Raw genomic sequence first — 13099 nt, 5'->3', positions numbered from 1 at the left:
GCAGTCACATAGACAATGGAACGAAGACATGTTATCGTTGAAGATGGGACTTTTCTTAGGAGATGACTGCTGTGTTTCGGAATTATATTGAGCCGCTTGTTATGCTAGCTACGTTGTTGAGATGGTTTATTTTAGCCTCACTGACAGGATTGATTGTTGGTACTGGAACAAGCTGGTTTTTACATATCCTCTATTTTTCAACGGATCAAACCGCGGAAATCCCTCTTTGGTTTCAAATGTTGCTTTTGCCCGTAGGTGGTTTTCTAAATGGGCTCATTATTTATTACGGGTATCGCAATTCAACAAGAAATTTAAAGGATTCAACCATTGCTGCCGTTCATGAGCAGTCTGGGATCATGCCATATAAGACGCTTCCTTTAAAGCCGCTTGCAGCTATTATCACTTTAGGTTCAGGCGGTTCGGCTGGAAAAGAAGGCCCTTGCTCCCATATTGGCGGAACCCTTGCCTCCTGGTTTGGCCACTTGCTGCATTTAAATCCCGAGCTGCAAAAACGAATGGTTGCATGCGGCGTTAGCGCTGGATTTGCCAGTGTCTTTGGAACACCTGTTGCTGGAGCGATTTATGGAGTGGAAGTCCTTACAATTGGCCGTCTTCGCTACGACTTCCTTTTTCCAGCAGTGATTGCTGGAATTACCTCTTTTGAGTCAAGCAAAAGATGGGGACTCACCTATACTTATTATCCCTTCATGAATTTTCCAGGTTTTTCCGAAGGCCTTTTTATTAAATTTATTGTCATTGGACTGATTTGCGGATTAATCTCATGGTGGTTTATTGAGCTGTTTGAAAAAATAAAGATGATGTTTAGCTTTGTTCAACGGCGGTGGCAAATTTGGCCGCCATTCATGCCGTTATTGGGCGGTATGATTTTAGCTATTTTACTATTCTTTCTTCCCACTGACTATCTCGGCTTAAGCCTTCCTATAATGGATCAGGCTTTGGCAGGTAGTGAAATACCTTATTTTGCTTTTGCTTGGAAAGCGTTGTTTGTAGCAATTACGCTTGGTTCGGGTTTTTATGGGGGAATTGTCACACCGCAGTTCGTCATTGGAGCTGCTGCAGGAAATGTACTGGCACATCTTTTCCATCTTAATCCTGCATTAGGGGCAGCGGCCGGAATGGTGTCTGTTGTGGCATCTGCCTCCAATACGCCAATCGCTGCTATTTTTATGGGCTTTGAATTATTCGGACATATTACAGGCATCTATATTGTGGGCGCCTGTATTATTGCTTATATTATAATTGGCCATCGAAGTGTTTATCCGGACCAGCTTGTTGCCTATCCAAAATCCTTATGGATGCGATTGAAGCCGGGAATTTCGCTGGAAAAGGAAAAGATTCATATCTCCTATAGTTTGTTAAGAAAAATGAAACGATTACAGATACATGGTGGGTATTTTGTTAAAAAGGGAGAAAGAACGCTCAGGAACAAATAATTCATTTTATTGTCGGAATCTAAGGAGGCTAAAACTTAGATTCTTTTTTTGTCTTCAAGGACTACTATCATGATGCAGTTAATTTTAAAATATTTGCTCCAAGGACTACTATCATGATGCAGTTAATTTTAAAATATTTGTGAATATTTTATCCAAATCCTTGTAGTGATAGCAGATATGTCATATGGTAAATTTATCATAAGAAAGGATGTGTGAAATGATTTTAAAAGAACGCAAAGAATCATTGGAATTACGAAAGATGCGATCGTTAAGGGCGCGCATGAAGCTGTCCGTTCAAGATGAAAGGCATTATTTGAATCTTGAAAAAGGGTATCAAGGTGAACTGATTTTTGATAAATTGCTAAGGGAGAGATTGCAAAAAAGTTGGCCTGTTGCGAATGATTTATTATTGGCAACAAATCATACGCATTTTCAAATTGATTCACTAATCTTTTCCCACGAGCCAATTTATCTTTTCGATGTAAAAAATTTCGAAGGTGATTTTTTTATTGAAGGTGATAAATGGTATTCGATTGTTGGTGATGTGGTTAAGAATCCTTATCATCAGTTACAGCGCGCAGAAGCTCTCCTTCGAAGACTGCTCCGAAACTATGGGTACAGTCCACCGATTCAGTCCTATTTGATTTTTGTAAACCCCGATTTTTATTTATATAATGCTCCATTGAACCATCCATTTATTTTCCCGACACAAATCAACCGCTTTTTTAAAAGTTTAAATCTGCAACCGGCTAACGGGAAGAACGAATATTTGCAAATTGCAAATCAACTCCTTTCACTTCACATTGAAGATTCTCCATTTACACAAGTACCGGCCTATACTTATAACGGACTAAGAAAAGGGATGACGTGTTTAAAATGTGGTAGATTTGTTGTGATGAATGAAAAAGAGGCGGTTTGCCTTCATTGTGGAACGATAGAAAGCTTGGAATCAGCAGTGTTACGTAGTGTTATGGAATACCGTATTCTCTTTCCAGAACGCAAAACTACTATGGCTGAAATTTCCGATTGGTGTGAATTTACTTTATCTGCGAAAACATTGCGAAGAATTTTAAAAAGTACTTATGTTGTTGTGGGACGTGGTACCTATGCCTGTTATCAGGAGAAGTAAAAAGTTCAAAATCGTATGGCGAATGGTCATTGCTGAAATTTTGGTGAAAAAGATAGCAAGGATGTGAGATGCCTGCTAAGTGGGATAAAAACTGAGAACCGGTCACTAGGAGGCGGAGTAATGCCCGTGAAGGGGTGAAAAAGCCGAGAATCGGTCATTAGGAGACGGAGTAATGCCCGTGAAGGGGAGAAAAAGCCGAGAACCGGTCATTAGGAGACGGAGTAATGCCCGTGAAGGGGTTGCAAAGCCGAGAATCGGTCATTAGTAGACGGAGTAATGCCCGCAAAGGGGTGAAAAAGCAGGGAATCGGTCATTAGGAACCGGAGTAATGCCCGTCAAGGGATGAAAAAGCCGAGAACCGGTCATTAGGAGGCGGAGTAATGCCCGCAAAGGGGTAAAAATCCTGAGAACTGGTCATTAGGAGACGGAGTAATGCCCGCAAAGGGGTTGCAAAGCCGAGAATCGGTCATTAGTAGACGGAGTAATGCCCGCAAAGGGGAGAAAAAGCAGGGAATCGGTCATTAGGAGGCGTAGTAATGCCCGCAAAGGGGTGAAAAAGCCGAGAATCGGTCATTAGGAGGCGTAGTAATGCCCGCAAAGGGGTGAAAAAGCCGAGAATCGGTCATTAGTAGACGGAGTAATGCCCGTGAAGGGGAGAAAAAGCCGAGAACCGGTCATTAGTAGACGGAGTAATGCCCGCGAAAGGGTGAAAAAGCAGGGAATCGGTCATTAGGAGGCGGAGTAATGCCCGTGAAGGGGTTGCAAAGCCGAGAATCGGTCATTAGTAGACGGAGTAATGCCCGCGAAAGGGTGAAAAAGCAGGGAATCGGTCATTAGGAACCGGAGTAATGCCCGCAAAGGGGAGAAAAAGCAGGGAATCGGTCATTAGGAGACGGAGTAATGCCCGCGAAGGGGTAGCAAAGCTGAGAATCGGTCATTAGGAGACGGAGTAATGACCGCAAGCTGAGAATCACTCGCAAAAAGCGGACAGCAATCCTGCAAAAGAAAGAAACTGGCACACGTTTTGTGTCGTGTGCCAGTTCCATGTATTTTTTTAAGATGATATTTTCACTTTTTTCTTCGTAATCGTCCACTTGCCGCGACTTGGACTGATGACGAGGTCATTGTACGCCAGGACATTCAAATCTCGTTGGACGGTGCGAGGAGTGATACCAAATTCCTCTACAAGTTCCTGTGTTGTCACAGTACCTTTTTTGTGGATAAACATGTAGATGCATTTAATACGGTTTAACATCCGGTTAGTTGAAGGTTTCAAAGAACCACTCCCTATCCTTTTTTCAAACCTATGGCGAATTCCTGCTACCGACACGTCTTTGAAGAGAAAAGTCTTCAACAGTATGTAATTTTCTTTTCCACAGACAACTCCTTTACATGGATCGTTGCAGTGTTTCCAAAGATGTCATACCTCTTACTTTATTGTACAAGTAAATTCAGAAGATTTCCACCTTTGGAACGAAACTTAACATAAATTAAACAATTTTTTCCCTTTTCACTTGCTAATACTATAAAATATGGAGGAATGTACCTAGAATATGAGGAATTTTTAAAATTTTTTTAAAGAAAACTTGCCGATTGGCGAGCCATTGGCGGTTCATGAGGGATAGTTGCCCATCGTCACGCTCGAAACGGCACGTCCTGTGCCATCGCCTGACTAGGGCATCCTTGCCCGTCGTCACGCTCGAAACGGCACGTCCTGTGCCATCGCCTGACTAGGGCATCCTTGCCCGTCGTCACGCTCGAAACGGCACGTCCTATGCCTTTCGCCTAACTAGGGGCATCATCGAAATAGCTGTCACTTTTTCTTTGTAAGATGATTAAGCTACCGAAGAATTCCTTATCCTGCCGATCGTGCGTTCAGATTTATGGGTATAAAGTATGTGTAGCTTAAAATGTTTAGCGTTTTATTTTCAATCGAAAATTGCAATGTCCTTTGCCAAAGTGATATTGTCGGAATAAGGATATTTTTTACGGGAGGCTTTTGAATTGACGAAAATAGATTGGATGAAAGAAGTTGAAAAACGGAAAGAAAACCTGATCGCGGACGCGCAAGCACTGCTACAGATTAAAAGCGTCTTGGATGAAGAACATATGGCTCCGGATGCCCCGTTAGGACCCGGCGTAAAAGAAGCCCTTGCATTCATGCTGAAACTCGGTGAACGGGATGGGTTTGTTCCAAAAAATGTTGGAAATTTAGCCGGCCACCTTGAATTTGGCCAAGGAGATGAATTGCTCGGGATTTTATGCCATGTCGATGTTGTGCCGGAAGGGGATGGCTGGACAAGTGACCCGTTTGCGGCAGAGATCCGCAATGGGAAAATCTATGCCCGGGGTGCACTGGATGATAAAGGCCCGACAATGGCTGCCTATTATGCAATGAAAATCGTCAAAGAGCTTGATTTGCCGCTTAAAAAACGTGTGCGAATGATCATTGGCACAGATGAAGAAAGTAATTGGCGCTGTGTCGACCATTATTTCGAGCATGAAGAAATGCCGGATCTAGGATTTGCCCCGGATGCCGATTTTCCGATTATCAATGCCGAGAAAGGAATTTCCGATTTTGACCTTGTCCAAAAATGGGACGAAAAAGGGGAAGCAAACGGACGAATAGAGGTCGAAAGCTTCATAGCCGGAAGAAGGTACAATATGGTCCCAGATGATGCCAAAGCCGTTTTGCGAACAAAAAACCAAGAGAAACTCGCCAACGCATTTGCAGAATTTTTAAAGCAGAATGAACTTCAAGGCCAGCACAAATTGGACGGAGAAAAACTCTTATTAGAGGTAAAAGGAATTTCCGCACACGGCATGGAGCCGAACAACGGAAAAAATGCCGGCTTATTTCTGGCAGCATTTTTGGCAGAACAAGAGTTAAACGCAAAGGCTAGAGCATTTTTTCAATTTGTCACCCGCTATTTTTACCGGGATTCAAGAGGCGTCAGCCTAGGGGTTTCCTATTCGGATGAAATAACCGGTGATCTGACGATTAATGTCGGGAAACTTTCGTATACAAAGGAGGCGGGCGGCAGACTTGGGCTGAATTTGCGCTATCCGGTTACGAATAAGATGGAAGAGACGAAAGAAAGGCTGGAACAGCTGCTTGTCGAAGAGAAGTTTTCAATCGAAAATTTCACTGATTCCAAACCGCATTATGTGGAGGAAAGCAATTTTTTGGTTCAAACGCTAAGGAAAGTGTATGAAGAACAGACCGGGGAAAAGGCAGAATTGCTTGCGATTGGAGGCGGTACATACGCACGCTCGCTTACCTCCGGTGTCGCCTTTGGTCCGCTGTTTCCAGGAAGACCCGATATTGCCCACCAAAAAGATGAATACATTTTTATTGAAGATTTGGTGAAAGCAACGGCTATTTACGCCCAGGCGATTTATGAATTGGCAAGAAAATAGAATCGCAGCTTTCGCTAAAAAAACAATGTTAAAGCGGAGAAACCTTTAAAAAAGCCAAAAAAGGGGAAATGAAAGCATGAATTTTGCAATTTTGGATGGGAAGATCATTGAGCGTTCGGAAGCAAAAGTAGATATTGAAGATCGAGGCTATCAATTTGGCGACGGGGTTTATGAAGTCATTCGTATCTATAATGGCAAAATGTTTACCGCAAAACAACATTTAGATCGTTTTTACCGCAGTGCGGAAAGTATCGGGATTGTCATTCCGTATACGAAGGAACTGTTAACGGGAATGTTGAATGAGTTGGTCGCTAAAAATAATCTTGGTCTCGGAATCATTTATATGCAAATCACAAGAGGGGCCGCACCAAGGAATCATGCGTTTCCCGCTCAAGATGTTCTGCCTGCTCTTAGCGCTTATACAAAGGAAGTCGGGCGCCCTGCTGAAAATTTGGAATCAGGTGTTCGAACGATTCTTACGGAAGATATTCGCTGGCTGCGCTGTGATATTAAAAGCCTAAATTTGCTTGGAAATATTCTTGCAAAGCAAAAGGCTTCAGAGGTCGGCTGCTTTGAAGCAATTCAGCATCGCGGCGAAAATGTCACCGAAGGCAGCTCTTCAAATGTGTTTATTGCTCAAAATGGGGTGGTTGTAACCCATCCATCTGACAATTTTATTTTAAAAGGGATTACCAAAGAGGTTATTCTCACACTTTGCAAGGAAAATGGCATAGCAGTCGAGGAGAGAGTTTTTACTATAAAAGACCTGTATGATGCAGATGAAGTCTTTCTCTCAAGTACAACAGCTGAAGTAATGCCGATAATTGAAATCGAAGGAAAAGCGGTTCACAACGGTGCACCGGGTCCAATTACAAAAAAACTGCAGGAACTGTTTATAGAGGCAATTGAAAAAGAATGCGGAGCTATCACGAAGCAGACAATAAAGTGAAACTTCAATCAGTAAAAATTGAAAGACGTGCAAGTGAAAGTGAAAAGCACGTCTTTTTCCTATCCATTAATATGTTAAAATGATATCGAATGAAAGGAAATGATTAGCCGGTGGAACAACAAAGACATTTTTTCTTCGCAGCCGTCATTCCTGATGAAATGAAAAAGGCGATGAAGGCGCATTGCGAGCAATTAAAAGAAGTATTGCCTTTCAGGAGCTGGGTTTATTATGAAGATTTCCATATTACCCTCACCTTTTTAGGAGGGGCCTCAAGCGATCGGTTACAAAAAGCAATGGACAATGTTGCAACAGCTGTGAAAAACTTTGAGCCGTTTCCATTGCAGATCACGAATCTTGGGATTTTTGGAAAAAAAGACGAACCGCGAGTCCTTTGGGCGGGAATGAAGGAAAGCTCCGCGCTTCAGTCCATTCAAACAAACGTGTATTCCAGCTGCTTGGATGCCGGATTTGAATTGGAAACAAGACCGTTTCGCCCACATCTGACGATTGCAAGGAAATGGATTGGCGAAGAGCCGTTTCAACGACAGTTTTTAGAAAAATGGGCGGAAATTCAGCCTGAACCGCTTGAATTCAACGTACAGCAAATTGCTTTATATGAAACCCATTTGAACAAACTGCCAAAGTATGAAGCGGTCCAAATGTTTACATAAATGATGATTTTTTTCCGAAAAGGCAGGAGCAAGTTTGATGGCACAGTTAATTAAGTTACAAGATTATATTTCTCGATATGAACAAGATATTTTTACCTATCCCTCCCGATTTGTCCGTATAAAAAACCAACAATGGAAGCAGACAAAAGAAAATTGGGAAAACAATGGAATGGATGCTACGAATTTGTCATTTTCAGCCACAGCGGACGAATGGGATACAAATAACAGCAGCAAACGCTCCTTCTTCGGCAAACTTTCGGAAATGTTGAAAACAAAGCAAAAAGAAACAGTGGAACCGCAAGAGCAGGCAGTTGAAGAAGATCCACTTGAGTTTTCTGCCGCGATTCAGCATAAGCCGGCAACGGTGGATGAGTTGAAACAGCAGTATTTGGATCAGTTGTACCGTTTTCAACTGAAATGGGCCAGTTCAACCATTATTGAAAAGTCTTATTTTTCTTCCAAATACTATTTCGAAGAAAAGCTGAAATTTTTCCTGCAGCGATTTCCTGATACATTTTTGCTTTTGTACAAGCCGGTGTTCCTATTGAAAAAAGCGCCGGTTGAGGCAGAGGTCATTTTGCTGACCCCCGCGGACACTTGGTGCATTACCTTTATAGAAGAAGAAAATTCTGCTGTTTTCATTGGTTCCAACGACAGGTTTTGGCTTAAGCGCAACAAAACAGGCGAGCAGAAAGTGCTGAACCCGCTGCTTTCGCTAAATCGGACCGAAAGAATTGTTCAAAATATTTATAAATTGTACAAAATCGAGCTTCCGATTCATAAATTAGTCATAAGCCGCAATGGTTATATTGACTTCCCCAATGCCCCTTATGGCGTTCAATTGGCTGAGGCGCGCAATTTCGAACAATGGTTTCAAAAAATGAGGGGATTCAAATCACCACTTAAACACATGCAATTAAAAGGCGCACAGGCTTTATTGCAGCATTGCCAAACATCCAGCATAAAAAGGGCAGAATGGGAAGCTCCTCCAGAAGCAGAATAATCGATGCTCAAAACGGGCTTGACTACTGGTTTTATTCCTGGTGGAATGGGAAATGATTTACTGGATAAATCAATTCAAACGCAGGCAAATGGAGAACCATTAACGATATGAAAAACGGAAGCAGAAGGGAGAGAAATAGTATGAACACTCATGAGCGTAAATTTTTAGCGTTTCTGGATGAAATGAAGAGTATCACCATCCTTTATCCCCAATCTGCTAAACTGGAACATGCTTCTTTTTCTTTAAGAAACGAAGGTACGAAGACCCCCATGGAAATAATCGATGTCCAGCCGCTTGACCATTTCCAAAAATACATTTGCCACCTACATGAAGAAGTAACGTTTGGAAGTACGTATTGGGTCGTTGATAGCAAAGGAACCGAGACAGATCTTCAGATCGGTGCGGTTATACGAACAAATGAGTTTGATAGCACGTTTTTTTATCAGGGAAATGACCTTGGCGCAACGGTGATCGGGGGCGAAACACAATTCAAAGTTTGGGCACCGACCGCAACACAAGTAAAGTTGAAATTGCGCTCTCCTAACGAACAATATGCTGAAATAATCAAAATGAAACGAGAAGATAAAGGAGTGTGGACGGTCAAGGTTCACCAGGATTTGGAACTTTATCACTATTCCTTTCTTGTGTGTGTAAATCTCGAATGGAGGGAAGCAGTTGATCCATATGCCCATGCCGTAACCTTAAACGGTGAACTTGGCGTCATTGTAAAATTGGAACAAACCCGTAATCCGAAACCTGTTTTGCCGCGGTTTGATCATCCGGTTGACGCCATCATGTACGAAACCCATCTTCGCGATTTTACGATTCATCCCCATAGCGGGGTTCATCATAAAGGCCTTTATCTTGGAGCCGGAGAGCTTGGTACGAGGGGGAAATGCAACCAGCTAACAGGTCTCTCTTATGTAAAAGATCTTGGGGTAACCCATATTGAATTTTTGCCATTTAATGATTTTTTGGGCGTTGATGAGGGTAAACGCAATCAAGAATACAACTGGGGGTATAACCCGCTTCATTATAATGTTCCGGATGGGAGCTATGCATCAGACCCTGCATATCCATATTCAAGAATTTACGAGTTAAAGCAGATGATTGAGCAAATTCATAGCCAAGGGCTGCGTGTGGTCATGGATGTTGTGTACAATCATGTTTATATTCGTGAACAATCTTCTTTTGAAAAAATTGTTCCCGGCTATTATTTTCGGCATGATGAATTTGGCCTTCCTTCGAATGGAACGGGTGTTGGCAATGATCTTGCGTCAGAGCGGCTGATGGTTCGAAAGTTTATTGTTGATTCCGTTCGATTTTGGATTGAAGAATACCATATTGACGGCTTTCGTTTTGATTTGATGGGAATTTTGGATGTTGAAACAATGAATGAGGTACGAAAAACGGCGGACAGTCTGGCTGATGACATCTTGATTTTAGGAGAAGGATGGAATTTAAATACCCCATTAAAAGCGGAAGAAAAAGCAACGATTTTGAATCAGTCGCGGATTCCAAAGATCGCCCAGTTCAATGACCGCTTTCGAGATTCAATTAAAGGAAGCACGTTTAATTTGTATGAAAAAGGTTTTGCGCTTGGCAATGAGCATTTTTTCGAGGAAGCAAAAGAAGTCATTACCGGCAGTATTGGGTTTACAAAAACAGGTAATCCCCTATTTGCAGAGCCGCATCAAACAGTGAATTATGTCGAATGCCATGATAACCACACCCTCTGGGATAAGCTTGAAGCATGCTTTAAAAATGAAGGTGAGCATTTGAAAAAAAGTTATCATCGGCTGGCAACAAGCCTTGTACTCCTGTCTCAAGGGATTCCGTTTCTTCACAGCGGCCAAGAGTTTTATCGGACGAAATACGGTGTTGGCAATAGCTATCGTTCCCCTGATCGGATTAATCAGCTCGATTGGGATCGGGCCCAGCAATTTTCGGATACGATTGATTATATAAAAGGGATCATCGCTATCCGCAAAACGTTTCCTTGCTTTCGCCTGCGCACAGCAGCAGATATTAAGAAAAAACTGACGTTGTTGCCGCTTTCTCCGCCATTAATAGGACTTTTGTATCATAATTTCCCGCAGCCAATCCTGTTATTCATCAATCCAACGGCAGCTTTACAGCGAATTTCCCTGCCTGCCGGGGAGTGGAATGTTTTAGCGGACGACAAAAAATCCGGAGTCACCCCGCTTTGCCAAATTACTCAGCAAGAAGCAGAACTGGCGCCCGCCAGCTTGCTTGTATTATTGAAAAAGAAATAGAGAATCGATTTTCCCTTGCTTTCAGACGCGTTCATTATTTTACAAGAAGGCTTGACGAAAAATGGCCGAACGAGATAAAATTTAGTAAGATGGCTATTGTGTGGAATGGTATCAATAGCTGTTTTTTTATTTTTTTTGCACGGCAGGAAACCTTCCGACAACATGGATTTTTGCCTCGAGATACTTATGGGGGATCACCCATTAGAACGGGATAAATTGAAGGTGAACAATTTTGGAACATCTATTAGGACAAGGCTGGGAGATTGTCCCTGCAGGGGGCGCGACTGGAGAGGCCTTTTTTGCAAAGTTTGAAGATCAAAGACTTTTTCTGAAGCGCAATTCCTCACCATTTCTTGCAGTATTATCAGCAGAGGGAATCGTCCCAAAACTTGTTTGGACGAAAAGGCTCGAAAATGGCGATGTGATTACTGCTCAGCAATGGCTGGTAGGCCGGGAATTAAAACCGGATGAAATGAATCAGGAACGAGTCGCAAGGCTGTTGAATAAAATTCATCGGTCAAAACCAATGCTGGGCATGCTTAGCAGGCTCGAAAAATCACCTTTATTGCCTGATGCCCTTTTTCGAATCGTAACGGAACAATTGGATGAAGACGTTCTCCAGCTGCCGGAAGTTCAGAACACCATTTCTTTCTTGCAAGCGGAGACTTCCGCTGTTTATTGTGAGGAAAAAGTTGTTTGCCATGGTGATGTAAATCATAACAACTGGCTGCTTTCTCAAGACAACCAGTTGTATCTAATTGATTGGGACGGGGCGATGATCGCTGATCCAGCCATTGATCTGGGATTATTGTTGTATTGGTATATACCGGAAAACAACTGGGAGCAATGGCTTGCCATGTATGGAAAAAAGCTGACGCCCCATTTGAAAATCAGAATGAAATGGTATGTGCTGCTGCAAACATTATCGTCCATCCAATGGCATAAGGATAAAGAGCGTTTTGAAGAAATGAATAAATGGATTGATTTTTTGGTAAACGTTGCTTAGCTGAAGGATCCAATGGTATTGACCCAATTTGCCAAGTTTTCCTGGTTCGATTGGATATGCTCATTCAAATCAGCTGAATATGCGCCGTTTTGGCTGTATTGATACACTTCCTGCAGGATGTTTTTCGTATTTTCATCAACCTGCCCGTTGACCATAAGAGATTTTACCAACCGTTCCAATTGTTCACATTCGGCTACCGACCCACAGCAATCTGTTTGATGGTTGCTTAATATATCTTTTAGCAATGTCACTTGATCTTGATAACGAAGTGGCATAGAACCACATCCTTTCTGCTTAAAATAAAGGCTATACTGTGTGGAATCAACAGTACTCTTTAGCATAGCCATAATAAAAGGGAATTCACCGATAGGATGTGAATTCTTTTTTTATTTATACATCGATGGCTTCTGTACTGCCGATTCCAACTTACGGTGGGAACAGGGAAAAATGCTATTGCAAGACGATCAGTGTAATGATAATGTTTGTAACAAGTAAAAAATTTAGGAGTGTCAGCATGCGACTTAGAAACAAACCTTGGGCACAAGATAAAATAGACCAACACCCACAATTTGTGATCCCGAATCCAGAAACACTGAAAGGGAAATGGCAGGAGGTTTTTGAAAAACAGCAGCCCCTTCAGATTGAAATTGGCAGCGGAAAAGGCCGGTTTATTACCGAAATGGCTAAGGCCCATCCCGAGATCAATTATATTGGCATTGAACTGTCTAAAAGTGTGCTTGTTGCCGCGCTGGATCGGGTTATTGAAGCCAACCTGCCAAATGTAAAGCTGTTAAACGTGAATGCGAATGAGTTGGAAACGTTTTTTGAAAAAAAGGAAGTCGATCGCATTTATTTAAACTTTTCCGATCCGTGGCCAAAGTCCCGGCATGAGAAAAGACGGCTGACGTATAAAACGTATTTAAAAATGTACGAGAATATTTTAAAAAGTGGCGGTGAAATTCACTTTAAAACCGATAATCAAGGCTTGTTTGAATATTCGTTAATGAGTTTTTCTGCATATGGCTTACTGCTGAAGTACATTAGCCTTGATCTCCACACTAGTCATTTTGAAGGCAATATTATGACCGAGTACGAACAGAAATTTTCCGAAAAAGGCAATCGAATTTACCGCTGTGAAGTGCAGTTCCAATAATCGATCCAAAAAGGCTGGTTCCAAATAAGGGGCTGGTC

General features: G+C 42.2%; 11 protein-coding genes. 9 read left to right on the top strand and 2 right to left on the bottom strand.

Annotated features, from left to right (window positions below; translation table 11 throughout):
- The first annotated feature begins 71 nt into the window (after positions 1 to 71).
- Both ACQYAD_RS03510 and ACQYAD_RS03505 read left to right on the top strand, forming a co-directional pair.
- Positions 72 to 1454, top strand: a complete 1383-nt coding sequence (locus tag ACQYAD_RS03510; protein WP_430235610.1) for a chloride channel protein — start codon at positions 72 to 74, stop codon at positions 1452 to 1454.
- A gap of 217 nt (positions 1455 to 1671) precedes the next feature.
- Positions 1672 to 2583 carry an NERD domain-containing protein gene (locus tag ACQYAD_RS03505; protein WP_430235607.1) on the top strand — a complete coding sequence of 304 codons (912 nt, stop codon included), beginning with the start codon at positions 1672 to 1674 and terminating at the stop codon, positions 2581 to 2583.
- A 1054-nt stretch (positions 2584 to 3637) separates the two neighbouring features.
- Here the strand turns inward: ACQYAD_RS03505 and ACQYAD_RS03500 are convergent.
- Complete coding sequence (locus ACQYAD_RS03500) at positions 3638 to 3859, bottom strand: DeoR family transcriptional regulator (RefSeq protein WP_430235604.1); 222 nt, start codon at positions 3857 to 3859, stop codon at positions 3638 to 3640.
- A gap of 728 nt (positions 3860 to 4587) precedes the next feature.
- Between ACQYAD_RS03500 and pepV the strand changes: the two genes are divergently transcribed.
- The 6 genes from pepV (at position 4588) to ACQYAD_RS03470 (ending at position 11908) form a co-directional block, all read left to right on the top strand.
- Positions 4588 to 6003 (top strand): dipeptidase PepV, encoded by a 1416-nt coding sequence (gene pepV, locus ACQYAD_RS03495; RefSeq protein ID WP_430235602.1) that lies wholly within the window; start codon positions 4588 to 4590, stop codon positions 6001 to 6003.
- Between the two features lie 76 nt (positions 6004 to 6079).
- Positions 6080 to 6952 (top strand): D-amino-acid transaminase, encoded by an 873-nt coding sequence (gene dat, locus ACQYAD_RS03490; RefSeq protein WP_430235599.1) that lies wholly within the window; start codon positions 6080 to 6082, stop codon positions 6950 to 6952.
- Positions 6953 to 7062: 110 nt separating this feature from the next.
- The gene (thpR, locus tag ACQYAD_RS03485; RefSeq protein ID WP_430235596.1) at positions 7063 to 7623 is read left to right on the top strand and encodes an RNA 2',3'-cyclic phosphodiesterase; all 561 of its coding nucleotides are present in this window, start codon (positions 7063 to 7065) and stop codon (positions 7621 to 7623) included.
- A 37-nt stretch (positions 7624 to 7660) separates the two neighbouring features.
- Positions 7661 to 8626: a nuclease-related domain-containing protein gene (locus ACQYAD_RS03480; protein ID WP_430235593.1), complete on the top strand. Its 966-nt coding sequence runs from the start codon at positions 7661 to 7663 to the stop codon at positions 8624 to 8626.
- Between the two features lie 140 nt (positions 8627 to 8766).
- Positions 8767 to 10902, top strand: a complete 2136-nt coding sequence (pulA, locus tag ACQYAD_RS03475; protein ID WP_430235591.1) for a type I pullulanase — start codon at positions 8767 to 8769, stop codon at positions 10900 to 10902.
- Positions 10903 to 11134: 232 nt separating this feature from the next.
- Positions 11135 to 11908, top strand: a complete 774-nt coding sequence (locus tag ACQYAD_RS03470; protein WP_430235588.1) for a phosphotransferase — start codon at positions 11135 to 11137, stop codon at positions 11906 to 11908.
- Here the strand turns inward: ACQYAD_RS03470 and ACQYAD_RS03465 are convergent.
- A complete protein-coding gene (locus ACQYAD_RS03465) occupies positions 11905 to 12183 on the bottom strand; it encodes a YtzH-like family protein (protein ID WP_430235585.1) in 279 nt (92 codons plus the stop codon). The two genes, ACQYAD_RS03470 and ACQYAD_RS03465, sit on opposite strands and share 4 nt — an antisense overlap.
- Before the next feature lie 239 nt (positions 12184 to 12422).
- Here ACQYAD_RS03465 and trmB point away from each other — a divergent pair, with 239 nt between their 5' ends.
- Positions 12423 to 13061 carry a tRNA (guanosine(46)-N7)-methyltransferase TrmB gene (gene trmB, locus ACQYAD_RS03460; protein WP_430235583.1) on the top strand — a complete coding sequence of 213 codons (639 nt, stop codon included), beginning with the start codon at positions 12423 to 12425 and terminating at the stop codon, positions 13059 to 13061.
- Positions 13062 to 13099 lie beyond the last annotated feature (38 nt).

The organism is Neobacillus sp. SM06 (assembly GCF_050496765.1).
Lineage (GTDB): Bacteria > Bacillota > Bacilli > Bacillales > Cytobacillaceae > JAEVLT01.
Note: the sequence above shows the minus strand (reverse complement) of the source record. Positions and strands in the feature narration are given on the sequence as shown.